This window comes from Acinetobacter sp. YH12116 (assembly GCF_013418895.1).
Lineage (GTDB): Bacteria > Pseudomonadota > Gammaproteobacteria > Pseudomonadales > Moraxellaceae > Acinetobacter > Acinetobacter indicus.
Genome location: NZ_VPBE01000005.1, coordinates 81144 through 105713, shown reverse-complemented (window position 1 = coordinate 105713; position 24570 = coordinate 81144). Strand labels below are relative to the sequence as shown.

At 46.2% G+C, this 24570-nt stretch carries 17 protein-coding genes; 13 read left to right on the top strand and 4 right to left on the bottom strand.

Translation table 11 applies throughout. From position 1 onward, the window contains the following. Nucleotides 1–99: 99 nt before the first annotated feature. Nucleotides 100–1374: a citrate synthase gene (gene gltA, locus FTU54_RS05360; protein ID WP_005176240.1), complete on the bottom strand. Its 1275-nt coding sequence runs from the start codon at nt 1372–1374 to the stop codon at nt 100–102. A 1021-nt stretch (nt 1375–2395) separates the two neighbouring features. On the opposite strand from gltA, the gene sdhC reads away from it, so the two are divergent. The 13 genes from sdhC to pgaD all read left to right on the top strand — a co-directional run bounded on the left by sdhC (nt 2396) and on the right by pgaD (nt 20686). Next, nucleotides 2396–2794, top strand: a complete 399-nt coding sequence (gene sdhC, locus FTU54_RS05355; RefSeq protein WP_005176242.1) for a succinate dehydrogenase, cytochrome b556 subunit — start codon at nt 2396–2398, stop codon at nt 2792–2794. After that, on the top strand, nt 2794–3159 hold the full coding sequence (gene sdhD / locus FTU54_RS05350) for a succinate dehydrogenase, hydrophobic membrane anchor protein (protein ID WP_005176252.1): 366 nt from the start codon (nt 2794–2796) through the stop codon (nt 3157–3159). The genes sdhC and sdhD overlap by 1 nt, the downstream gene beginning before the upstream one ends. A gap of 12 nt (nt 3160–3171) precedes the next feature. Continuing rightward, nucleotides 3172–5070 (top strand): FAD-binding protein, encoded by a 1899-nt coding sequence (locus FTU54_RS05345; protein ID WP_104470394.1) that lies wholly within the window; start codon nt 3172–3174, stop codon nt 5068–5070. Nucleotides 5071–5084: 14 nt separating this feature from the next. Next, nucleotides 5085–5795: a succinate dehydrogenase iron-sulfur subunit gene (locus FTU54_RS05340; protein WP_005176256.1), complete on the top strand. Its 711-nt coding sequence runs from the start codon at nt 5085–5087 to the stop codon at nt 5793–5795. 818 nt (nt 5796–6613) lie between these two features. Next, nucleotides 6614–9439 carry a 2-oxoglutarate dehydrogenase E1 component gene (locus FTU54_RS05335; RefSeq protein WP_005176258.1) on the top strand — a complete coding sequence of 942 codons (2826 nt, stop codon included), beginning with the start codon at nt 6614–6616 and terminating at the stop codon, nt 9437–9439. A 16-nt stretch (nt 9440–9455) separates the two neighbouring features. Beyond that, nucleotides 9456–10664, top strand: coding sequence for a 2-oxoglutarate dehydrogenase complex dihydrolipoyllysine-residue succinyltransferase (gene odhB / locus FTU54_RS05330; RefSeq protein WP_075167202.1), 1209 nt, complete (start codon nt 9456–9458; stop codon nt 10662–10664). A 99-nt stretch (nt 10665–10763) separates the two neighbouring features. Beyond that, nucleotides 10764–12197, top strand: a complete 1434-nt coding sequence (gene lpdA / locus FTU54_RS05325; RefSeq protein ID WP_005176261.1) for a dihydrolipoyl dehydrogenase — start codon at nt 10764–10766, stop codon at nt 12195–12197. 170 nt (nt 12198–12367) lie between these two features. Beyond that, nucleotides 12368–13534 carry an ADP-forming succinate--CoA ligase subunit beta gene (gene sucC, locus FTU54_RS05320; protein WP_005176263.1) on the top strand — a complete coding sequence of 389 codons (1167 nt, stop codon included), beginning with the start codon at nt 12368–12370 and terminating at the stop codon, nt 13532–13534. Between the two features lie 11 nt (nt 13535–13545). Then, nucleotides 13546–14436 carry a succinate--CoA ligase subunit alpha gene (sucD, locus tag FTU54_RS05315; protein WP_005176265.1) on the top strand — a complete coding sequence of 297 codons (891 nt, stop codon included), beginning with the start codon at nt 13546–13548 and terminating at the stop codon, nt 14434–14436. A 191-nt stretch (nt 14437–14627) separates the two neighbouring features. Beyond that, on the top strand, nt 14628–17087 hold the full coding sequence (pgaA, locus tag FTU54_RS05310; protein ID WP_180054299.1) for a poly-beta-1,6 N-acetyl-D-glucosamine export porin PgaA: 2460 nt from the start codon (nt 14628–14630) through the stop codon (nt 17085–17087). Then, complete coding sequence (gene pgaB, locus FTU54_RS05305; RefSeq protein ID WP_180054301.1) at nt 17087–18937, top strand: poly-beta-1,6-N-acetyl-D-glucosamine N-deacetylase PgaB; 1851 nt, start codon at nt 17087–17089, stop codon at nt 18935–18937. The genes pgaA and pgaB overlap by 1 nt, the downstream gene beginning before the upstream one ends. Continuing rightward, nucleotides 18937–20205, top strand: a complete 1269-nt coding sequence (gene pgaC, locus FTU54_RS05300; RefSeq protein WP_171249326.1) for a poly-beta-1,6-N-acetyl-D-glucosamine synthase — start codon at nt 18937–18939, stop codon at nt 20203–20205. Before pgaB ends, pgaC begins: the two co-directional genes overlap by 1 nt. Then, nucleotides 20198–20686, top strand: a complete 489-nt coding sequence (pgaD, locus tag FTU54_RS05295) for a poly-beta-1,6-N-acetyl-D-glucosamine biosynthesis protein PgaD (protein ID WP_180054303.1) — start codon at nt 20198–20200, stop codon at nt 20684–20686. Before pgaC ends, pgaD begins: the two co-directional genes overlap by 8 nt. 59 nt (nt 20687–20745) lie before the next feature. Here the strand turns inward: pgaD and FTU54_RS05290 are convergent, their stop codons facing one another. From FTU54_RS05290 to trpS, 3 genes are all read right to left on the bottom strand, one after another. After that, nucleotides 20746–22476, bottom strand: coding sequence for a flotillin family protein (locus FTU54_RS05290; protein ID WP_075167198.1), 1731 nt, complete (start codon nt 22474–22476; stop codon nt 20746–20748). A gap of 25 nt (nt 22477–22501) precedes the next feature. Then, entirely contained in the window at nt 22502–23149 is a 648-nt protein-coding gene (locus tag FTU54_RS05285; protein ID WP_168382433.1) for a YqiJ family protein, read from the bottom strand. A gap of 404 nt (nt 23150–23553) precedes the next feature. Continuing rightward, nucleotides 23554–24567, bottom strand: coding sequence for a tryptophan--tRNA ligase (trpS, locus tag FTU54_RS05280; protein WP_075167197.1), 1014 nt, complete (start codon nt 24565–24567; stop codon nt 23554–23556). Between the last annotated feature and the right edge of the window lie 3 nt (nt 24568–24570).

The window sequence follows — 24570 nt, the reverse complement described above, 5'->3', positions numbered from 1 at the left end:
TGGCGTTGCCTCGGTCTGGTCGAAACGCGCATTTAGTTTGAATGTCCATAAAAAAACCACCCAAACGGGTGGTTTTTTCGTCGTTGAACGCGAACCGGATTAACGGTTGATGTCGCGTTGAACTTCGCCAGTGTAAAGCTGACGAGGACGACCGATCTTGTAAGGACCGCTGTGCATTTCTAACCAGTGGCTGATCCAACCAACTGTACGTGCAAGCGCGAAGATCACAGTAAACATTTCTGTCGGAATACCAATCGCTTTCAGGATGATACCAGAGTAGAAGTCTACGTTTGGATACAGGTTACGCTTGATGAAGTATTCGTCAGAAAGCGCGATACGCTCAAGTTCCATTGCTAACGCTAATTGTGGATCGTTGATACCTAATGCACCAAGAACTTCGTCGCAAGTCTCTTTCATTACTTTCGCGCGTGGGTCGAAGTTTTTGTAAACACGGTGACCGAAGCCCATCAGTTTAACTTCTTTAGTCTTCACTTTTTCCATGAAGCCAGCAACGTTTTCTACAGTGCCGATTTCATCCAGCATCTTAAGAACTGCTTCGTTCGCACCACCGTGCGCAGGACCCCAAAGTGCAGAGATACCCGCAGCGATACAAGCATAAGGGTTAGCACCGGTAGAACCCGCTAAACGTACTGTAGACGTAGACGCGTTTTGCTCGTGGTCAGCGTGAAGAGTGAAGATACGGTCCATTGCTTTGGCAAGAATCGGGTTCACTTTGTAGTCACGGTCTGCAGGCGTAGCAAACATCATGTACAGGAAGTTTTCAGCGTAGCTTAAGTCGTTACGTGGGTAAACGAATGGTTGACCCACAGTGTACTTGTAGCTCCAAGCCGCTAAAGTAGGAATCTTCGCGATTAAACGGATCGCAGTGATTTCACGGTGGTTAACATCTTCGATGTCCAGGTTGTTGTGATAGAACGCAGATAATGCACCCACAACACCAACCATGATCGCCATAGGATGCGCATCACGACGGAAACCGTTATAGAAGCGGCTAACTTGGTCGTGAACCATGGTGTGGTTACGAACTTTCGCGTCAAATTCTTCTTTTTGCTCAGCTGTTGGAAGCTCGCCGTTTAATAACAGGTAGCAAGTTTCCAGGTAATCAGCTTTAGTCGCCAATTGATCAATCGGGTAACCGCGGTGTAACAGAACACCTTTGTTACCGTCAATGAATGTGATCTTAGATTCACAAGAAGCTGTCGCCATAAAACCAGGATCAAAAGTAAAGTGACCTGCAGCCAACACATCCTTAACGTCAATTACATCTGGGCCCAATGTGCCGCTGTAAATTGGTAATTCAATTTCTTTGCCATCAAGCTGTAAAACGGCTTTCTTGCCAGTTGCTTCAGACATTCAATAGATCTCCTGTCCTGGTGAATGTTGATCTGACTCGTAGTATCAATCTTTTAATGCGCGAATCAGACGGATCGAAAATTTGCTATAAGATTAGTGTGTACTGAAATTTTGTCAATTATACTTATGGATAAAAAGTGACGCTGACACAGCAGCTTAGTCAAAAAATATTCGTATGAAAAACTGAGTAAAATCACAGCACCGACGCGCTATAATAAGTCAAATTCCCGGACAGGTGCAGAAAAAAATAATAGGAATGCTTTAATTGTAAGCAATTTTTTAGCGTTAAAAGCTCTTGAAAAGCCAGGCTGCTGGAATTTTAAGCTTTCCGAAATGTATCTGTTTTTCATAACTTAGCTGGGCTTTGCCGGTTCTGCTGCTGCTTTGTTATTCATAAATAAAAGCGCTAAGTCTGTCATTTTTTTAGGTTTAACTGGTTAAAAAATAGCTGATTAAATCAGCCATTCAGCCAGTTAACTTGTTCTGATGCGCTGAAATTGCAAGTAAAGGCAGAACAATCTATCGGCATTTTTTTAAAAGCGAAGACCAAATGTCAGCCTGAAGCGGGAAGCACGGGCAGGGCGCTGAAAATATTTCATGTTGTTTTCCTGATAGCGAATATTCAAGGAAAAAATATTCAGGCACCCAAAGATAAAGTGAAAAGATTCAACAATATAGTGCCTAGACATTTACTGTGCTGCTTTAGTCTAAATATTTCAGTCCGGTGAAAATTGCAATTATAGCTAAAACCAATAGCAGAAATATAAAATAAATTAATAAAAAACAGTGAGATGATGCCTTAACGGTGTATCTGGTTAATGTGTTTCACAAATTACCTATTTGTTAATGATTCTTATTTAAGGATTTTTTGTTCAAAAAGCCCGGTGCGGTTGTTTGTATTTTAATAGTTGACGTTTTATAATTCAGTGTCGTTTTGAATATAGGCATTCGAATGCCTAGCAATGCCAGCTTTCCTTCGAATTAATTCCAACAAACTCCGGATGGAGTTTTTACTTACAGGATGCCCGCTGTGAAAAGCAACAGACCTGTCAATTTGTCCATGGGTCAAGTTTTATCAGTAAACTTAAAATCACCTGTGGCTATTGCATCAATTTTACACCGTCTTTCAGGTGTCATCGTATTTTTACTCGTACCGGTACTTCTTTGGTTATTAGACAAGTCTTTGTCTTCGCCAGAAGGTTTTGCAGAAGTACAGGAAATCTTTAACGGTTTCTTTGTCCGCTTTATCGTATGGGTATTTGTAGCCGGATTAATCTATCACTTCATCGCTGGTGTCAAGCATTTACTTGCTGACCTTGGTGTTGCAGAGGAACTGCAAAGTGGTCGTGTTGCAGCTACTATCGCATTAGTCTTGTCTGCGATTGGTATTCTCGCAGCCTTTGTATGGATTGTTCTCTAATGAAAAGTGCTACAGGTTTAACGGGTTCAGGTTCTCGCGACTGGTTTATCCAACGCGTAAGTGCTGTTGTTCTTGCTGTTTATACCGTTGTGGTATTTGGTTGGATTCTGCTGAATGGCGGATTTAACTTTGAACAGTGGTACGGCTTTATGATGACATTACCAATGAAGATTTTATCTTTATTGGCAGTCTTATCTCTTGTTGCACACGCATGGATTGGTATGTGGCAGGTATTCACAGATTACGTGACTACTCGTCAGATGGGTCCTTCAGCTTCAGGTTTACGCCTAGTGCTGACTTCAGCAGTGATTATTGCTGTTTTTGCATATGCAATCTGGGCAATCCAGATTTTCTGGGCGAATTGATAGGAAGATATCATGGGCGCGATTAACCCTAAAGAAGATTATTCAAACATTCCACACCAATTTTTTGACGCAGTCATCGTTGGTGGTGGTGGTTCAGGTATGCGTGCATCTTACCAACTTGCTCAAGCGGGTTTGAAAGTTGCGGTACTGACCAAAGTATTCCCAACACGTTCGCACACGGTTGCGGCGCAAGGTGGTATTGGTGCATCTCTTGGTAACATGCAAGAAGATAACTGGCACTACCACTTCTATGACACAGTTAAAGGTTCTGACTGGTTAGGCGACCAAGACGCGATCGAATTCATGACGCGTGAAGCGCCACAAGTGGTTTATGAATTAGAACACTTGGGTATGCCATTTGACCGTAACGCAGACGGTACAATTTACCAGCGTCCATTCGGTGGTCACTCTGCAAACTACGGTGAAAAAGCTGTGCCACGTGCATGTGCTGCTGCTGACCGTACAGGCCACGCGCTGCTTCACACGCTTTATCAAAGCAACGTGAAAATGGGGACTCAATTCTTCGTTGAATGGATTGCACTTGACTTAATTCGTAACGAAGCAGGCGACGTACTGGGTGTAACTGCAATTGACCAGGAAACGGGTAAAATTGCGGTATTCCAAGCCAAAGCGACGCTATTCGCTACTGGTGGTGCAGGTCGTGTTTACCGTGCATCTACTAACGCGTATATCAACACGGGTGACGGTCTTGGTATGGCTGCTCGTGCAGGTATTCCATTACAGGATATGGAATTCTGGCAATTCCACCCAACAGGTGTTGCGGGCGCAGGCGTATTGTTAACGGAAGGCTGTCGTGGTGAGGGTGGTATCCTTCGTAACGCTTCTGGCGAACCGTTCATGGAACGTTATGCTCCAACTTTAAAAGACTTGGCGCCACGTGACTTCGTATCACGTTCTATGGACCAGGAAATTAAAGAAGGCCGTGGTTGTGGTCCGAACAAAGACTACATCTTGCTGGATATGACGCACCTGGGTGCTGACACGATCATGAAACGTCTGCCATCTGTATTCGAGATTGGCAAGAAATTCGCGAACGTTGACTGTACCAAAGAGCCAATTCCGGTTGTACCAACAATCCATTACCAAATGGGTGGTATTCCGACCAACATTCATGGTCAGGTTGTTGTTCCAGAATCTCGTGAAACGACTCCACTGGTTGCCAACTACGACAAAGACACTGACACATATTCTACAAATGCGGAAGGTCGTGACTTTGCGAAACCAGTAAAAGGTTTCTATGCAATTGGTGAATGTTCATGTGTATCTGTACACGGTGCAAACCGTTTAGGTACTAACTCACTGCTTGACCTGGTGGTATTTGGTAAAGCGGCTGGTCAACATATCATTGAGTATGTAACTAAACAGCACGATGGCGAGTACGAACCACTACCTACAACTGTACTTGAAAACACGCTGAACCGTATTCGTAAACTTGACGAATCAACCTCAGGTGAAAACGCTCAAGAAGTTGCGGATGCAATTCGTAACATCGTTCAGGATCACGCAGGTGTATTCCGTACTTCAGCATTGCTTGAAGAAGGTGTGAAACAGATTCTTGCGCTTGAACCACGTGTTCGCAATATTCACCTGAAAGACAAATCTAAAGTCTTCAACACTGCACGTGTAGAAGCATTAGAAGTTGAAAACCTATACGAAGTCGCAAAAGCAACCTTGATTTCTGCTGCTGCGCGTAAAGAGTGTCGTGGTGCGCACACTGTTGTAGACTTTGAATTACCACCAGATCACCCGACTTATTCTTATGGTCGTCGTGATGATGAGTGGATGAAGCACACTCTGTGGTTCTCTGCAGACAACCGTCTTGAGTACAAACCAGTACGTTACAAGCCGCTTTCTGTTGCAGCTATTCCACCTAAACCACGTACATTCTAATCAGGAGAAACAAGATGAGTAGAGGTACTCGTACATTTCATATCTACCGCTATGATCCTGATAAGGATAAAGCACCGTACATGCAAACATTCAAGCTGGAATTGACTGATAAGCATCGTATGTTGCTTGACGCACTTTTGGCGTTGAAAGTACAAGACGAAACTTTAACGTTCCGTCGTTCTTGCCGCGAAGGTATTTGTGGTTCTGATGGTGTAAACATCAATGGTAAAAACGGTTTGGCGTGTCTTTGGAACCTGAACGATTTACCAAATGAAATCACCATTCGTCCATTACCAGGTCTGCCAGTGATCAAAGACCTGGTTGTTGATATGAATCAGTTCTACGACCAGTACAACAAGATTCAGCCATTCTTGATCAACAACCAGCCTGCGCCACCAAAAGAGCGTTTACAGTCTCAGGAAGACCGTGAGCACCTGGATGGCCTGTATGAATGTATTTTATGTGCATGCTGTTCAACTTCATGCCCATCATTCTGGTGGAACCCGGACAAATTCCTGGGTCCTTCAGCGCTGTTGAATGCTTACCGCTTCATCATCGATTCACGTGATACTGCAACTCAAGAGCGTCTGGCGCGTCTTGACGACCCGTTCTCGCTGTTCCGTTGTAAAGGTATCATGAACTGTGTGTCAGTTTGTCCGAAAGGTCTGAACCCAACCAAAGCAATCGGTCACATCCGTAACATGCTTCTGGATACTGCGGGTTAATCTGAACGCCAGTTTGGTGAACTCAAAAAAGCACATCTCCGGATGTGCTTTTTTTTATGCTGCTTTATTGAACACTTGAGTGGGGCTGGTCTGATGAGATGCATTGCTGCATATAAACTGGGTATGAAAAGTGCAGGTGAATAGTTTTAAATCAATCCTCTACAAAAGTGTAATAGAGTGATGGTATTTTGTTTTAATACGCCCAGAAATGGGGCATGGGACTGCAAAAAGTGGTGCAAGATGTTATTATATAACGCAAGTTGAAGAGGGCAGATTGAAAGATGTGCTCTCTTTTGTTTTATGGAATAAAGAAGCCGTTGGACTTTGGTCTTAATTGCTTCTAATTATTAAATAAAGCACCATATGTTAGAGCAAAATATGTTTCTTGTATTTCGCCAATTTATAGGAGGTATACGTCAAAAAAATCAATTGAGAGTTGGAGATCATGTTACGATTAATAAACTTCTATATTTAAAAATTGAGGTTGAATTTATGTACATTTTTTCAACATTTAAAGAGATGTAGAAAGCCAGAAATTAGAGTAAACCTATTTAGAAAAGCTAATTTGCCGAATTAATTTTTCTAAGTCGATTTGCAAAAAAATTGCTCGGTTTTGGCCGAGTATAAAATGAGTGATGATGCCAATCAGGGCGTTATGATTCATTATTCACATTGGGTAGTCCTAATGTAGTGATAACGCCTCATGACAGTTGTCGAATGGGGACGAATGTCATGTTACCAATTTGACATTATCAATCATGGGTTTTGCTTAAAAAGCATCCTGAAAAATGTTTTTGCAATAGGAAATGGGTCCACAAATGCAAGAAGTTGCTGACGCTCTGCGTCTTGACACTGAACTTTCCGCTGATAGTGCAGCGTATATTGAAGAACTTTATGAGCAGTATTTAACGTCTCCAGAGTCAGTTGGTGAAGACTGGAGAGTGTACTTCGATAAATTCCCAAAAGGTGATCAACCTCATAGCAATGTACGTGAGCAATTCCTTTTATTGGGTCGCAACTCAAATCGTATTCAGTCTGTGGCTCAAAGCGCGGTAAGCTCTGAGCATGAACGTCGTCAAATTGGCGTCCTGCAACTGATCGCAGCGTATCGTAATCGTGGTCACCAAAAAGCAAAATTAGATCCACTAGGTTTGGCAAAACGCGAAGAAGTGCCAGATCTTGATCTTGCTGCGCACGGTTTAACCAAATCTGATTTAGATACGGTATTCAACACAGGCAACCTGGCGATTGGTAAAACAGATACCACGCTGGGCGAAATGGTTGAAGCGATGGAAGCAACTTACTGCGGTTCAATTGGTGCAGAGTACATGCACATTGTTGACACCAAAGAGAAACGCTGGATTCAACAGCGTCTTGAAAGTGCCCGTGGTCAGTATGGCTTCAATGCAGAACAGAAAAAACACTTCCTTGAGCGTTTAACTGCCGCTGAAGGTCTGGAAAAATATTTAGGTAATAAATACGTTGGTGCAAAACGCTTTGGTGTGGAAGGTGGTGAATCTTTCATTCCAATGGTTAACGAACTAATTCAACGTGCCGGTGCGGTTGGTTGTAAAGAAGTCGTGATTGGTATGCCACACCGTGGCCGTCTGAACTTGCTGGTTAACATCATGGGTAAAAACCCGGCTGACCTGTTTGGCGAGTTCGAAGGTAAATCTTTACACAAGAAAGGTTCGGGTGACGTTAAGTACCACCAAGGTTTCTCATCTAACGTAATGACCCCAGGTGGCGAAGTTCACTTGGCATTGGCGTTTAACCCGTCGCACCTTGAAATTGTTGGACCTGTGGTTGAAGGTTCGGTACGTGCCCGTCAAGTACGTCGTAAAGACATTGGTGGCGATGACGTGTTGCCATTAATCGTACACGGTGATGCTGCATTTGCAGGTCAGGGCGTGAACCAGGAAACTTTCCAGATGTCACAAACACGCGGTTATACCGTGGGTGGTACTGTGCACATCGTAATTAACAACCAGGTTGGTTTCACTACCTCTGATCCACGTGATGCGCGTTCTACAGAATACTGTACCGACATCGCGAAAATGGTTCAGGCGCCAGTATTCCACGTGAATGGTGATGATCCTGAAGCGGTAATCTTCGTAACGCAATTGGCACACGACTTCCGTCATACTTTCCGTAAAGACGTAGTGATTGACCTGTTCTGTTACCGTCGTCGTGGTCACAACGAAGCGGATGAGCCATCTGCAACCCAGCCACTGATGTATCAGGTGATCAACAAGAAAGCCACTACACGTACTTTGTATGCAGACCAACTGGTACAACAGGGCGTATTAGATCGCGCTGCTGCAGACCAAATGGTTGAAGACTACCGTGCCGATCTTGAAGCAGGTAATCACGTTGCCAATGCGCTGGTTCTTGAACCGAACAAGAAAATGTTTGTGGACTGGACGCCGTACCTGGGCCATGAATACACTGACGAATGGGATACCACTTTCCCGGCTGAGCGCTTAAAAGAGCTTGGTGAAGGCATGCGTAAACTTCCAGAAGGTTTCGTGATGCAGCGTCAGGTGTCTAAAGTGATTGACGAACGTCTGAAAATGCAGACCGGCGAAATGCCGCTGAACTGGGGTGCTGCTGAAACTCTAGCCTATGCAACACTGCTAGATCAGGGTTACCTGGTACGTATTACTGGTGAAGACGTAGGTCGTGGTACCTTCTCGCACCGTCATGCCAAACTGCATAACCAGGTTGATGGCGAAACTTATATTCCATTGTGCCATGTGAAAGAAAACCAGCCGCGTTTTGCTTTATATGACTCGCTATTGTCTGAAATGGCGGTACTGGCATTTGAATATGGTTATGCGACCACGATTCCACACGGTCTGATCATTTGGGAAGCACAATTTGGTGACTTCGCTAACTGTGCGCAAGTGGTGATTGACCAGTTCATCGCCTCTGGTGAAACCAAGTGGGAACGTGTATGTGGTTTAACCATGTTGCTGCCACACGGCTTTGAAGGTCAAGGTCCGGAACACTCATCTGCACGTTTAGAACGTTTCTTACAGCTGTGTGCTGAAGACAACATGCAAGTGATTACCCCGACTACACCAGCACAGATTTTCCACGCTTTACGTCGTCAGGCAATTCGTCCAATCCGTAAGCCAATGATTGTGATGTCACCGAAATCATTGCTGCGTCACAAGCTGGCAACTTCATCTCTTGATGAGCTGGCAACTGGTACCTTCCAGACCGTGATTGACGAAATCGACAGCAACATCAACAAGGCCGACGTGACCCGTCTGGTACTTTGTGGTGGTAAAGTGTATTACGACCTGCTTGAAAAACGTCGTGAAAAAGAATTGAACAACACGGCAATTGTTCGTATTGAACAGTTGTATCCATACCCAGAACAACGCATTGCGGAAATTCTTGAAGCTTATCCAAACGTGAAAGAACTGGTTTGGACTCAGGAAGAACCGAAGAACCAAGGTGCTTGGTTGTTCATCGCGCCGCGTCTATATGATGACGTGATGAAAGCTGGTAAACAGGTTCGTATCAGCTTTGCTGGTCGTGAGGCTTCTGCCGCTCCAGCGTGTGGTTCACCATATTTGCATGCAAAACAACAAGCTCAGCTCATTAATGACGCGCTTGCGATCGTAGCTGAATAACAGGAGATTCGAAGTAATGGCAACCGAAATTAAAGCACCGGTATTTCCAGAGTCAGTTGCAGATGGAACAATCGCGACTTGGCACAAACAACCAGGTGAAGCAGTATCACGTGATGAAGTGATCTGTGACATTGAAACAGACAAAGTTGTTCTGGAAGTTGTAGCTCCTGCAGACGGTACGATTGCTCAAATCATTAAAAATGAAGGCGATACTGTACTTTCAAACGAAGTGATTGCACAGTTTGAAGAAGGTGCTGTATCTGGCGCTGCGCAAACTCAAGCAGTTCAGTCTGAAGAGAAAGTTGAACAGGCCGCTGAGAAAACTGAAGCAGGTGCAGCACCTGTAGTTGAGCGTGCTCAACCAGTTGCGGACCAGGCACCAGCAGTGCGTAAAGCATTGACTGAAACAGGTATCAACGCTGCTGACGTACAAGGTACAGGCCGTGGCGGTCGCATCACCAAAGAAGATGTGGCAAACCACCAGGCGAAACCAGCGGCTGCGCCTTTAACTGCAGCAGTAGGCGAGCGTATCGAGAAACGTGTTCCTATGACGCGTTTACGTAAGCGTGTAGCTGAACGTTTACTTGCAGCGACTCAAGAAACTGCAATGTTGACGACGTTCAACGAAGTGAACATGAAACCAATCATGGAAATGCGTAAGCAATATAAAGACGCATTTGAAAAACGCCACGGTGCGCGTCTTGGCTTCATGTCATTCTTCGTAAAAGCTGCGACTGAAGCGCTAAAACGTTACCCAGCAGTCAACGCATCAATTGATGGCGACGATATCGTTTATCACGGTTACTATGACATCGGTGTAGCTGTATCTTCTGACCGTGGTCTGGTGGTTCCTGTATTACGTGATACAGACCGTATGAACTACGCTGAAGTTGAATCTGGCATTGGTGCTTATGCTGCGAAAGCGCGTGAAGGCAAACTTGCGATTGAAGACATGACTGGCGGTACATTCACCATTACTAACGGTGGTACTTTCGGTTCACTGCTGTCTACGCCAATTCTGAATACACCACAAACTGCTATTCTGGGTATGCACAAAATCCAGGAACGTCCTATGGCAGTCAATGGTCAGGTTGAAATCTTGCCAATGATGTATTTAGCGCTGTCTTATGACCACCGTTTAATCGATGGTAAAGAAGCGGTAGGTTTCCTTGTAACAATCAAAGAATTGTTAGAAGAGCCAGCTAAACTTATCCTTGACTTATAATTTATTAATTAAAAATCTCTCCTAACCCCTCTAAAAAAGAGGGGAAAGGTTCCCCCTTGAGCAAAAGGGGGAATTTAGAGAGATTGATTGGAGATAAAAATGTCTCAACAATTTGATTTAGTTGTTATTGGCGGTGGTCCAGGCGGTTATGAAGCAGCCATTCGTGCGGCTCAGCTTGGTTTTAAAGTGGCATGTATCGAAAAACGCATCCACAAAGGTAAACCATCTTTAGGTGGTACCTGCTTAAACGTGGGCTGTATCCCGTCTAAAGCACTGCTTGATTCTTCACACCGTTATGAAGATACCGTTCATCACCTGGCTGATCATGGTATTACGACAGGTGAAGTAAACTTTGACCTGTCTAAATTACTGGCACGTAAAGACAAGATTGTTGACCAGTTGACTGGCGGTATTGACCAGTTGCTGAAAGGCAATGGTATCGAATGGTTAAAAGGTACTGGTAAATTACTGGCGGGTAAGAAAGTTGAGTTTGTTCCTCACGAAGGTGAAACTCAGATTCTAGAACCAAAATACGTAATTCTTGCGTCTGGTTCTGTACCTGTGAACATTCCGGTTGCTCCTGTTGATCAAGACATTATTGTTGACTCTACTGGCGCGCTTGAGTTCCCTGAAGTACCGAAGCGTTTAGGTGTGATTGGTGCCGGCGTGATCGGTCTGGAGCTTGGTTCAGTATGGCGTCGTCTAGGTGCTGAAGTTGTTGTATTTGAAGCAATGGATGCCTTCTTGCCAATGGCGGATAAAGCGCTGGCAAAAGACTACCAGAAACTGCTGACCAAACAGGGTCTGGATATTCGTGTAGGCGCGAAAGTGTCGGGCACTGAAGTCAACGGTCGTGAAGTGACTGTTAAATACACTCAAGGCGGCGAAGAGAAAGAACAGACTTTCGACAAGCTGATCGTGTGTGTGGGTCGTCGTGCGTATGCTGAAGGCTTACTGGCTGATGACTGTGGTATCAAGCTGACTGAACGTGGTCTGGTTGAAGTGAACGACTGGTGTGCGACTTCTGTTGAAGGCGTATACGCAATTGGTGACTTGGTACGCGGTCCAATGCTGGCACACAAAGCTATGGAAGAAGGCGTAATGGCAGTTGAACGTATTCACGGTCATGCTGCTCAAGTGAACTATGACACCATCATCTCTGTCATCTATACACACCCTGAAGCGGCGTGGGTAGGTTTAACAGAAGAGCAGGCTAAAGAAAAAGGTCATGAAGTGAAAACCGGTCAATTCGGTTTCGCAGTCAACGGCCGGGCTTTAGCTGCCGGTGAAGGTGCTGGTTTCGTGAAGTTCGTTGCCGATGCTAAAACAGATCGTTTACTGGGTATGCACGTGATTGGACCTGCGGCGTCTGACATTGTTCACCAAGGTATGATCGCGCTTGAATTTGTATCTTCAGTTGAAGATTTACAATTAATGACATTCGGTCACCCAACCTTCTCTGAGGTGGTGCACGAAGCGGCACTGGCCGTCGATGGACGTGCCATCCACGCGATTCAGCGTAAGCGTAAATAAATAAAAAAAGAGCGGTTTCGACCGCTCTTTTTCATTTGGTGGTTGTTTTTGTTTGAATAATCATCTAAAACTAAAACGATAAAACTGTATAAATGTTAATACTCACGACGATGGATGTTGGAGTTTTAGCGAGTCATAAAAAAACGTGAAAAGTAGTAAAAGGTAAATAAATGAATCTACATGAGTACCAAGCCAAAGCGCTATTAAAAAAATATGGTATGCCGGTGCAGGAAGGTCTGCTTGCAACCAATGCAGATGAAGCAGTACAGGCATTTGAACAGCTCGGTGGCAAATTCGCTGTCATGAAAGCCCAGGTGCATGCGGGTGGCCGTGGTAAGGCGGGTGGTGTGAAAGTGGTGAAATCGGCTGAAGAAGCGGCAGAGTACGCCAATCAGCTGATCGGTACTCGACTGGTCACTTATCAGACCGATGCCAATGGCCAGCCGGTGAACAGTATTCTGGTGGCCCAGGATGTCTATCCGGTAGAGCGTGAATTATATTTGGGTGCCGTGGTGGACCGTTCCAGCCGTCGCGTGACCTTTATGGCCTCAACCGAAGGTGGGGTCGAAATTGAAAAAGTCGCAGAAGAAACCCCAGAAAAAATTATTAAAGTTGAAGTTGATCCTCTAGTCGGTTTATTACCATTTCAGGCACGTGAAGTTGCGTTTGCCCTGAACTTAAAAGATGGACAAATCAACCAGTTTGTCAAAATCATGACCGCGGCGTATCAGGCCTTTATTGAAAACGATTTTGCCCTGTTTGAAATTAACCCATTGTCTGTACGTGAAAACGGCGAAATTTTATGTGTCGATGCCAAAGTCGGCATTGATTCCAATGCGCTGTACCGTTTGCCGGAAGTGGCTGCGCTGCGTGACAAGAGCCAGGAAAATGAGCGCGAGCTGAAAGCCTCTGAGTTCGATCTGAACTATGTAGCGCTAGAAGGCAATATTGGCTGTATGGTCAATGGTGCCGGTCTTGCCATGGCAACCATGGACATCATCAAATTGTATGGTGGTCAACCGGCCAACTTCCTTGATGTCGGTGGCGGTGCAACCAAAGAGCGCGTGATTGAAGCATTTAAAATTATTCTGGCCGACAATTCGGTTCAGGGAGTATTAATCAATATTTTTGGTGGGATTGTACGTTGTGACATGATTGCGGAAGCGATTATTGCAGCAGTTCAGGAAGTCAATGTCAGCGTGCCGGTGGTGGTACGTCTGGAAGGAAACAATGCTGAGCTGGGGGCCAAATTACTAGATGAATCTGGCCTGACCTTAATTTCTGCAAATGGCCTGGCCGATGCTGCAGAAAAAATTGTTGCTGCGGTAAAAGCTTAAGGAGATGCATCATGAGCGTATTAGTAAATAAAGATACAAAAGTATTGGTTCAGGGCTTCACCGGTAAAAACGGAACCTTCCATTCGGCCCAGGCGCTGGATTATGGCACGCGTGTTGTCGGCGGTGTAACTCCAGGTAAAGGTGGTCAAACCCATTTAGACCTGCCAGTATTTAACACCATGAAGCAGGCGGTCCGTGAAACTCAGGCTGACGCTTCGGTGATTTATGTACCCGCACCTTTTGTACTGGACTCGATTGTTGAAGCGGTCGATGCCGGTATTGAACTGATTGTGGTAATTACTGAAGGTGTACCGACCCTAGATATGCTAAAAGCCAAACGCTATCTGGAAACCAATGGTAATGGTACACGCCTGATTGGCCCGAACTGTCCGGGTATTATCACCCCGGGCGAATGTAAGATCGGGATTATGCCAGGTCATATTCATCAGCCGGGTAAAATTGGAATTATCTCGCGCTCAGGGACTTTGACCTATGAAGCCGTAGCGCAGACCACCAAGCTTGGACTGGGTCAGTCTACTTGTATCGGGATCGGGGGAGATCCGATTCCGGGCATGAACCAGATTGACTGTCTGAAGCTGTTCCAGGACGATCCTCAAACTGAAGCCATTATCATGATTGGTGAGATTGGCGGCACAGCCGAAGAAGAAGCAGCCGAATACATTCAGGCGCATGTGACCAAGCCTGTGGTGGGCTATATTGCCGGTGTGACCGCACCAAAAGGCAAACGCATGGGCCATGCTGGCGCGATTATTTCTGGCGGTAAAGGAACCGCAGAGGAGAAATTTGCTGCCTTTGAACGTGCCGGAATGGCTTATACCCGTAGCCCGGCCGAGCTCGGTTCAACCATGCTGAAAGTATTGCAGGACAAAGGTTTGGTGTAAAACCTAACTGACTAAAAAAACCCCAGTTCTTGGGGTTTTTTTATGGCAAAGAACATAGATAATGATGACGCTTCTATTGAGGAAAAAAGTAAAGCATACAAAACAAATAAAATGATTGTTTTGGTAATTGTGATTTGCATCACACTTTAATAGAATATTGAGCAATAATTATTAGAAACTTGAGAATTTATATGATCAAAATAACAACGATCATGCCGATTCAGTGTCTGTCGCTTTGCTCTTTTTTATTTTTTTCTTCTGCTCATGCCAATATGCTTGATCAGCAACGTGAGCACGCGGTGGAGATGGTTCGGTCCGGACAGGTGGTCTCTGGACTCAATCGCTTGCAGGCGTTATTAGCTCAATTTCCCACAGATCAAAAGTTAATTGCGGATTATCTGGTTTTGGCCTATGGTCAGCCTGCGGTACATCCACAGGATTTATACCGCCTAACGCAGCAGATTCAACCTAAAACCTTTCCTGCCTATGCCCAGGTCAGCGCCATCAAGGTGCTCCGTGATGCCAAGCAGTACGCTCAGGCCAAAGCGTATCTGGCCCGGTTTCAGCCCTTAAATGCCCAGGCCAGCGGCAAAGTCTGGCGCGCGGTACTGGAAGCCGAGGCGGGGCAGACAGCAGCCGCTAAAACGTTGCTGAAAAACCTGCAATGGCAACAGCTTAGTGCCGATGACCTGAGTTTATTGTCTTATACCTATCGTATCCTGAATATGTCGGTACAAGCCTTGCAGGCGGCCGAAGCCGGATTAAAAAAGCAAAGCAGTATCGCAGGTCATGAACAATATGTGCTGGCGCTGATGCTTAATGGCAAGCATCAGGCAGCAGAGCACTATCTGCTGCAACAACAGTTAGCACAGAGCCATCCTCGTTTATTATTGCAAGTCAAACAGCACCAGTTTTCTACCCGGATTCAGAATGCAGTACAGGCCTATAAAACGGCACAACTGCGCAGTGAATATGCAACAGCCTATACCGAGCTGGATGCGGTATTGGCCGATATGGCTGCACATGAACCACAGGTGGCAGCTGACGCTGAACTGCAGCGCGCATTCTATGCCGATTATCTGTATGCCTTGGGACAGCGTAAGCGTCATCAGCAGGTCTTGAAAATTGTGCAACAGCAGCATCAGCCAATTGCAAACTGGCCGGCTTATGTACGCCATGCCATTGCCGATGCCTATCTGGCCACCCGACAGCCCGAACTGGCTGAACCGGTGTATTTAAGCCTGTTTCAGGAAAAGAACTATGCAGACTATACGGTGTATGCCGGTTTGTATTATGCCTATATCGAACAGGAAAAATTCAAGCAGGCCGATCAGCTGATTCAAGACATGGACCGTCAGTTGCCGCGTTATCGTTATAGTGAGGCCAAAGGCGTGGATCGCAGTACCCATGAAGACCGGGAGCAGTATCTGGCTTTAAAAGGGCTGAACTATGCTTACCGCAATGAACATGCCAAAGCCGAGCAGTATTTTGAAACCCTGGTTTCAATTGCACCGAATAATCTGGCCTATCAGAACAATCTGGCACAAATTCAGCGCTGGCGTGAAAAACCACTGACTTCCCAACAGACGCTGGAGCAGTGGAATGGCCTGGATCAGGTCAGTCAAATCACCCAGATTAACCAGATGCAAAATGCCCAAGCCCTGAATGATATTAGGGGCTGGCGTCAGCTGAATCAGGCCTTGTTACAGACGGCTGCAGATGATACCGGTGTGCAATTAAGCCGCAAAGAATTAAAGGATCGCGATCATTTCAGCATTCAGCATGAAAGTTATTTTTCTGAAAGTCGTTCCGATCAGGAACAGTTGCTGAACCGTTTAAAAGGTTCAGAAGAGCGTACCCATTGGACCCGTCTTAACAGCCCGTGGCTAAATGAGCATTATCAGGTTTTTATTGACCATCAGCATCGGCAGGGGCGTTATGAAGATGGCACTCTGGATGATCCGCGTTTAGGTCTGGGTGTGGCCTGGTCCAAAGATCGCAAGTATGCCAGCCTGTTGCTGTCTCAATCTTTAGATGAAGACCGTGTGGGCGCTGCACTGGACTGGTCACACTGGTTAAATGATCATTGGCAATATCATCTGGCGGTGAATACCCAGGCCGATATTCCGTTGCAGGCAGTGGCCAAAGCACATGAAGGGCAATCGTATCGGGCTGGCCTCAACTGGCAGGCCAACGAGTCGCGTAAAGCCGGTGCACAATTTCAATTGACCGATATTGATGATGGCAACACCCGTCAGGAATATCAGGCCTATTTTAGCCAGCAGTTTTATCAGGCACCGCATCATCTGAGTCGTGCCACGCTCAGCGGCTATTATGGAAAAAATAAGCCCGTCGCCGTGGATTATTTTAATCCTGAATCCAGCCATAGTTTAGAGCTGAAACTGGAACATGACTGGATGACCTGGCGTCGTTATGAGCAACATTTTAATCAGCATTTTGAACTGACGCTGGGCACATTTGGACAGAAAGACTATTCCAATGAGCCGATATATCACCTGTTGTATCGCCATGACTGGCATGTGTCACGAACCTGGAAACTGCACTATGGCATTGGTTGGGGCAGCCATCCATACGATGGCAAAACAGAAGAAAAAACCTATGCAGTATTCGGCTTTGAAGGACGATTCTAATGCAAATGAAACCCGCTTTACTCCTGAGTGCCTGTATCGCTGCATGTGTTTATTCTCCTTTGACCGTGCAGGCCGAGACCAGCACAGCGCCAGCAGCAACTATAGCGCCGCTTGATGCGCAGGCCTATGAATTTGTTACCTTAACTTTTCATGATGTGCGTGATGACGTTGCCAAACAGGGTGACCGTGATCTATACGCCATCAGTACCCATAACTTTGCCCAGTTCCTGCAATGGATCAGGGAACATGGCTGGCAGCCTATTCGGTTAGAAGATGTCTGGCAGGCCCGTCAGCATAAGACAGCCTTACCGGAAAAAGCAGTATTAATAACTATTGATGATGGCGCGCTCAGCAGCTATAGCCATATTTTCCCCTTATTAAAACTGCATCAGGTTCCGGCTGTTTTTGCCATTCCGACCAGCTGGATTAATGGCAATACCAAAGATGCCTATGAAGCCTATGGAGAGGGCAACCTGATGAACTGGCCGCAGATGCGTGAAATGCAGCAATCCGGTCTGGTCGAGTTTGCCTCACATAGTGATGACCTGCATCACGGGATTATTGCCAATCCGCAGCTGAACCAGCAGCCGGCCGCGATTACCCGTGAATATTTCCCGGCCCAGCAGCGTTATGAATCTGATCGCGCCTATGCGACGCGAGTGGTAAAAGACTTGCGTCAATCAAAGCAGATTCTGGATCGTGAGTTGGGAATCAATACCCGTGCCATTTTCTGGCCGTATGGTGCGGTGACCAAGGAAACTGAAGCGCTGGCCCGTGAAGCCGGTCTACCAATGTCGTTTAGTCTGGGCAGCGTACTGACATTGGCCGATGCCGATACCACCTATCAGCGTGCCCTGATTACGGAAAACCCATCGCCAGAAGAAGTGTTTGGTGAAATTAAAGACTTCTTAATGAATAGCCGGGCGCCGCATAAGCAGCGTAAAAGTTTATTACGCATCAACCTGGCAGATCTGGCAGGGAGCAATATCACCGCATCAGAAGCACATTTGAGCCAGCTGCTCAATCAGGTCAATGCCTTTCAATCCAATACGCTGGTCCTAAATGCGGTGGCCGATCAGAATGCCGATGGTAAAATTGATGTGGCTTATTTTCCGAATCGGACCTTGCCGGTGGCTCAGGATTTGCTGAACCGGGTGGTATGGCAGGCCCGGACCCGGATTGCTAATCGGGTATATGCAGAAATGCCGCTGAGTCTGGAAACCCGGCAAGGTTATGATCTGGCAGAATTGACCGCAGATCTGGTGAAAAACAACAGCTCGATTGAAGGGCTGATGATTGAAACCGGCGATGCGTTACATTGCGCCGTATTTCAGGCCGAATGGAATGCAAGCTGTCAGGCACAGCTGCAACAGGTATTGAGCATCAAGAACCGGACCAAAAGCCAGGGTAAATACTATGCCAATATCAGTAACAACTATCAGACTGCATTAAAGCTGGAGATTCAGAATCAGCCACTTGACGGACTGAAAAAACTGCTGCAGCAACTGCCGGATCATGCCGATTTCCTGTATCTGGCTGTCGATCCGTTGCCATCACCCCAAGCCATCAAACATCTGCATCAGGCTTTAAACCAGTTAAATGAGCGGGAAAAGCAGCATTTGATGATTAACTTGCAGATTAATCCGGACAGCACTGCAACAGACTGGCGACATTATCAGCAGATGTATCAGCAGCTAAGACGTCAGGGCATTCAAAAAATTGGTATTGATAATTATCAGCCGACCCATGGGCAGGCCGTGCATCAGCACCTGTACCGGGCGTTGAGCCTGAATGCAAGTCCGCTGAGTTATCGTGATCCCTATGTCCTGGAACAGGGAGAGCCGCAATGATGGAAGTGTTCTCGAAATTGAGTTTTAACGATTTTTATTTTGGTTTTGCATTTTTATATCCCTTGTTGATGGCCTGGCTGTGGATTGCGGGCGGGATCTGGTTTTATTTTAAACGGGAACATCGTCAGGATCATTTCCCTGAACCGAGCGATGAAGGCTGCAGTATCGTCATTCCTTGCTTCAATGAAGAAGAGCAGGTCAGACGTACCATCAAGTTTGCCATGCAAAGCCAGTATCCGGAATTTGAAGTGATTGCAGTCAATGATGGCAGTCAGGACCGGACTGCAGCAATTCTGGATGAGCTGGCCACGCAATATCCAAAGCTACGGGTGGTCCATCTGGCCGAAAACCAGGGCAAAGCCTATGCCTTAAGAGCCGGGGCAATGGTTAGTCGCTATGAATTTCTGGTCTGTATTGATGGTGATGCGCTGCTGCATCCACACGCAGTATTCTGGATGATGCATCAGCTGACCAGCTTTCCGCGTGTCGGGGCGGTTACCGGTAATCCACGGATTATTAACCGTTCCAGCGTGCTCGGTAAAATTCAGGTCGGTGAATTCTCTTCAATTATTGGATTGATTAAACGCGCGCAGCGTACCTATGGCCGGATTTTTACCGTATCAGGTGCGATTGCCGGTTTTCGTAAAACCGCGCTGGACCGGATTGGCTACTGGCGTGATGACATGATTACTGAAGATATTGATGTTTCGTGGCGTTTGCAGTTCGACCACTGGGATTTGCAGTATGTGCCCAAAGCCCTGTGTTATATCTATATGCCGGAAACCTTCAAAGGGTTATGGAAACAGCGCTTACGCTGGGCACAAGGCGGGATTGAAGTGCTGATTGCCTATGTGCCAAAACTGTTTAAATGGCGCCTTAGACGGATGTGGCCGATTGTGATTGAATCGATCATCAGCGTGCTATGGGCCTATGTGATTATGGGCATCTTTGTGCTGTATTTTTATGGGCTGTTTTTCCCCTTGCCGGGCGAGTGGGCAATTCAATCGATTCTGCCGCAGTGGTACGGGGTGATTTTGGGCCTGACCTGTTTGCTGCAGTTTCTGGTCAGCTTAATGATCGATCATCAATATGATAAAAACCGTACCTTGAGAACCTATTTCTGGGTAATCTGGTATCCGCTATTTTTCTGGCTGATTACCGCGCTGACCACGGTGGTGTCTGTGCCAAAAACTTTGCTGAAAAAGCAGAAACGTGCACGCTGGGTCAGTCCGGACCGTGGTTTTACCAAGGAGCACGAGCATGGCTAAATTTAAAATGATTGAGGATGAAGCTCAGCTGGAGCTACCAGAATATATTGATGAGCCGCGCTATGTACGTAACAAGGTCGCAGGCTATGGACTATTCTTTCTGGGCTGGCTGGCCTGGATCTGGTTATTCCTGCCCCTGATCACCGTATTGCTGTGGCTGTTTCAGGGCTATACCGTATATGAGCAGCTGTTTGTGATGTCGGCACCGCAAAGCTCGTTCAGCCTGTTTTATCTGGGGCTGGCGATTATGGTGTTTATTCTGATTCTGCTGATCTGGGCTGTGTATAACTGGCTGCGTTTTCGTGATAATGAGCGCCGGGCTTTTCCGGAGCATATTCAGACTGAGCAGCTGGCGGAAAGTTTTCAGGTCGACACAACTGAAATGGCGTATTTGCAGCAGGCCAAAAATCTGACCTTACATTATGATCAAGATGGACAGCTGGAAAAATTTGAAGTTCATCAGCCACTGTCTTCATCATAGAACATTGAAAAACAGCCATAAAAAACGCAGCCTTAGCTGCGTTTTTTTATTCACCTCATTTAAGTTGATGAAGTTTCCTGATTGATTTTCGGCTGAGATTTCAGGCTTTGGGTCAGACCGTTAATATCACCGCCATGAATACCCAGTTCACTCATCAGGCTGTCAATTAACGGCGCTTGCGAACGATAGCGCAGGGCACTGTTCACCACCTGATCAGACAGGGCCACTTGACCATGACCGTGTTCGCTGCCATCGACATGTGCGCTGCCCATCCCATTTAAACCATTGACGTGCAGAATCTTGATGTCATCAATATTTTCCATTGGCTTGACGCTTTCACGGATAATTTCTGGCAGGTATTTCAGCATGGCCAGACGTACCTGCATTTCGACCTGTTCCGTCGACAGGATGTTATTGGCTTCGTTGACTGCACGGGTACCTTCAGCATCAACCTGATACTGTTTTTCCATCGCTTGTGCCAGCAGGACTTTGGCATCGGCTTCACCACGCGCTTTTAAACGCAGCTGTTCTGCATTGGCTTCTGCGGTAATCCGCACCGCTTCCGCTTCATCGACCGCCGCCTGTTTGCCCGCTTCAGCAGCAACAGTAATGGCAATCGCATCTTTTTCAGCGGCCTGCTTGGCAGCCACCAGCTCGACTGCCTTGGCACGTTCTGCGCGCTGGGTTTCACGTACTGTAATCACTTCTTCTTCTGCTTTTACCGCTTGAGCACGGGCTAAATCGGCCTGCGCTTTGGCTTCAGATTCGGCACGGGATTTTTCCGCAATGGCAATGGCACGATCCTGTTCGGCCAGCTCAATGGTTTTCTTCTGTTCCACTTGGGCTTTTTGGACTAGCTGTTCTTTTAAAATATTTTCATTGGCGACATCACGTGCTGAGCCAATCCGTTTCAGTTCAATTTCACGTTCAGCAGCAATGCGGGCTTCTTCCGCTTCACGTTTTTTGGCTGCTTCCTGGGCTGCAATTTCCGCCAGCTGTTCAGCACGGCGCACGGAAATTTCACGTTCTTGCTGTAACTTGGCATATTCTTCTTCACGTAGAATTTGCAGGCGCGCCTGTTCAGCTTCCAGGTTTTTGGCTTTAATGGCTAAGTCGGCATCCTGTTCAATGTCGTTACGTTTACGGCGACGATCTTCAATGGTTTCGGTCAGTTTGGTCAGACCTTCGGCATCGAAAGCATTTTGCGGATTAAAGTAGCGGAAACTGGTCTGATCCAGTCCGGTTAAAGACACAGTTTCCAGTTCCAGACCGTTTTTAAACAGATCTTCCGACACCACCTGCTGCACTTTCTGCACGAAGTCGACGCGTTTTTCATGTAGTTCTTCCATCGCCATTTCTGCGGCTACGGCACGTAAAGAATCGACAAATTTACCTTCGACCAGATTTTTTAATTCATTCGGTGACATGGTTTTTTGCCCCAGCGTTTGTGCTGCGGTGGCAATAGATTCAGCGGTCGGTTTAACCCGCACATAAAATTCGGCCATGACATCCACACGCATACGGTCGCGGGTAATCAGGGCCTGATCTTCAGCACGGCGTACTTCCAGACGAAGGGTATTCATATTGACCGGAATAATTTCATGCAGCACCGGTAATACAATCGCACCACCGCCGAGAATGACATGCTCACCGCCAAAACCGGTACGTACAAAGGAAATTTCCTTGCTAGAGCGGCGATACAGACGGGCCAGGATTAAACCAATCACAAATAAGGCCAGGAAAATAATTCCGGCAATAATCAAGATGTTATACATATTTGAACTTAACATTGTTATCTCTTGTGTTTTTCAGTTGTTAATTTAAATGCATGGCATAAAAGCCAATTTTGGTTCTCCCCGTTAAAATTACGGATTGACCCTGTTGAAAACTTTCGTCCTGTTCCGGTTCTACCAGAATATAGTGGGTCAGACCATGCTGATCCTGCACTTTGGCTTCTGCCGGAGAGTTTGGAGTGGCCACACCTAAAATAATGGTGGCTGTGCGGCCAATCAGCTCGTCACTATAAATGGCGGTGGTTTCATCTTGCGGTAAAATGCGGGCAATCAGCATGGCGCTATAACGCACCAGAGGCATGCTCAGAAACAGACAGGCCGGTGCCATTATCCAGGCTGTAATATATTGTCCGGTCCATTGAAACAGTACAGATTGTAAAATCAGGCCAGACAGACCATATAAGGTCAGGAAAATAATCAGCCAGATCAGCAGCGGTACCCGGCCAATGTACAGCCAGTCTAAAAACTGGACCAACAGGCCACTAGAACCATCAATATTCACTTCCACATCTTTATGCGGAATTAAGTCATCTGGCAGGAACTGGTCCAGAATGCCCTGACTGCCGCCGCCGACCAGTAACAGAAACACTTCCAGCAGGGCAAAGAAAAACAGCAGGCAGATACAGACACTAAAAATCAGATTGGAAGGGTGAGTGAGCAAATCCCACATAACTGAATACTCTATTGTTCTGTTGTGTTTAAATTATTGATATTCAATATATATTATTATTGAATGCGCCTAGCATAGCATTAGGTCGCGTTTTTGTCTCAAAAACCTGCATATTTTAGGCAAAAAAATACGCAATGATTGGGGTGATCATTGCGTAGAACAACGAATCTGCTTGCACAGTTTCGGTAAAGGAGAAATGTTATGAATTAGGATTGCTCCTAGAACATGTGACTAGAATACGCCGGCATCAGGCCAGGTTCAGCAGCGTTCAGGTAAATTCATGTTAAAGATTGTTGCTTCTATAAAAATTGTGTGACATTTCTCTCCATATTTTCTCCATCATTGTAAACACGGCATAAAAAAGCCTTTCGCGAGGAAAGGCTTTTCAAGATCAGCATGGCTGCTTAGAAGCGGAACACACCTAAACCGGCTTTAACTTCATCTAAAGTGGCTTGAGTAATGTCACGGCACTTATCGGTACCGCTTTTTAAGATATCCATGATGTAATCCGGATCTTTGGCCAGTTCTAAACGGCGTTCACGGATTGGACCAATCAGCTCTTTTAAAATGCCTTCCAGACGTTTTTTCACGGTACCATCACCCAGACCACCACGGCGATAATGGGCTTTTAATTCTTCCAGTTCTTCTTTGTTCGGATCGAAAGCATCTAGGTAGGTAAATACCACGTTGCCTTCAACCTGACCCGGATCTTCAATGCGGAGGTGGTTCGGGTCAGTGTACATGGCATTTACTGCTTTTTTAATGTCTTTGTCAGTAGCATCGAGCACAATGGTGTTGCCCAATGATTTTGACATTTTGGCTTTACCATCAAAACCAGGTAAACGGCCTACATTCGACAGCAGCGCTTTACATTCAGGCAGCAGGTCCTGACCCACCTGACGGTTAATGCGGCGTACAATTTCGTTGGTCTGTTCGATCATAGGAATCTGATCTTCACCCACGGGCACTACAGTCGCTTTAAACGCGGTAATATCGGCCGCTTGGGCAACCGGATAGCACAGGAAACCGGCTGGAATATCACGTTCAAAACCGCGCATCTGAATTTCAGATTTAATGGTCGGGTTGCGCTCTAAACGTGCCACAGTGACAAAGTTTAAATACAGCATAGTCAGTTCATTCAAGGCCGGCAGGCAAGACTGAACACAAATGGTGGTTTTGGTCGGGTCAATGCCCACCGCCAGGTAGTCGGTCGCCACTTCAATAATATTGCGACGTACTTTTTCAAAGTTGTCGGCGTTATCAGTCAGGGCTTGAGCATCGGCAAGTAAAAGGTGTTGATGGTGAGAATCCTGTAAACCTACACGTGAACGTAAAGAACCTACAAAATGACCGAGGTGAAGTTGTCCGGTTGGACGGTCGCCAGTCAAAATAACAGGACGATTATCTTGATTACTCATTAT

Coding starts and splice junctions, on each gene's coding strand:
- gltA (WP_005176240.1), bottom strand. CDS start 1,374: ATGTCTGAAGCAACTGGCAAGAAAGCCGTTTTACAGCTTGATGGCAAA.
- sdhC (WP_005176242.1), top strand. CDS start 2,396: ATGCCCGCTGTGAAAAGCAACAGACCTGTCAATTTGTCCATGGGTCAA.
- sdhD (WP_005176252.1), top strand. CDS start 2,794: ATGAAAAGTGCTACAGGTTTAACGGGTTCAGGTTCTCGCGACTGGTTT.
- FTU54_RS05345 (WP_104470394.1), top strand. CDS start 3,172: ATGGGCGCGATTAACCCTAAAGAAGATTATTCAAACATTCCACACCAA.
- FTU54_RS05340 (WP_005176256.1), top strand. CDS start 5,085: ATGAGTAGAGGTACTCGTACATTTCATATCTACCGCTATGATCCTGAT.
- FTU54_RS05335 (WP_005176258.1), top strand. CDS start 6,614: ATGCAAGAAGTTGCTGACGCTCTGCGTCTTGACACTGAACTTTCCGCT.
- odhB (WP_075167202.1), top strand. CDS start 9,456: ATGGCAACCGAAATTAAAGCACCGGTATTTCCAGAGTCAGTTGCAGAT.
- lpdA (WP_005176261.1), top strand. CDS start 10,764: ATGTCTCAACAATTTGATTTAGTTGTTATTGGCGGTGGTCCAGGCGGT.
- sucC (WP_005176263.1), top strand. CDS start 12,368: ATGAATCTACATGAGTACCAAGCCAAAGCGCTATTAAAAAAATATGGT.
- sucD (WP_005176265.1), top strand. CDS start 13,546: ATGAGCGTATTAGTAAATAAAGATACAAAAGTATTGGTTCAGGGCTTC.
- pgaA (WP_180054299.1), top strand. CDS start 14,628: ATGATCAAAATAACAACGATCATGCCGATTCAGTGTCTGTCGCTTTGC.
- pgaB (WP_180054301.1), top strand. CDS start 17,087: ATGCAAATGAAACCCGCTTTACTCCTGAGTGCCTGTATCGCTGCATGT.
- pgaC (WP_171249326.1), top strand. CDS start 18,937: ATGGAAGTGTTCTCGAAATTGAGTTTTAACGATTTTTATTTTGGTTTT.
- pgaD (WP_180054303.1), top strand. CDS start 20,198: ATGGCTAAATTTAAAATGATTGAGGATGAAGCTCAGCTGGAGCTACCA.
- FTU54_RS05290 (WP_075167198.1), bottom strand. CDS start 22,476: ATGTTAAGTTCAAATATGTATAACATCTTGATTATTGCCGGAATTATT.
- FTU54_RS05285 (WP_168382433.1), bottom strand. CDS start 23,149: ATGTGGGATTTGCTCACTCACCCTTCCAATCTGATTTTTAGTGTCTGT.
- trpS (WP_075167197.1), bottom strand. CDS start 24,567: ATGAGTAATCAAGATAATCGTCCTGTTATTTTGACTGGCGACCGTCCA.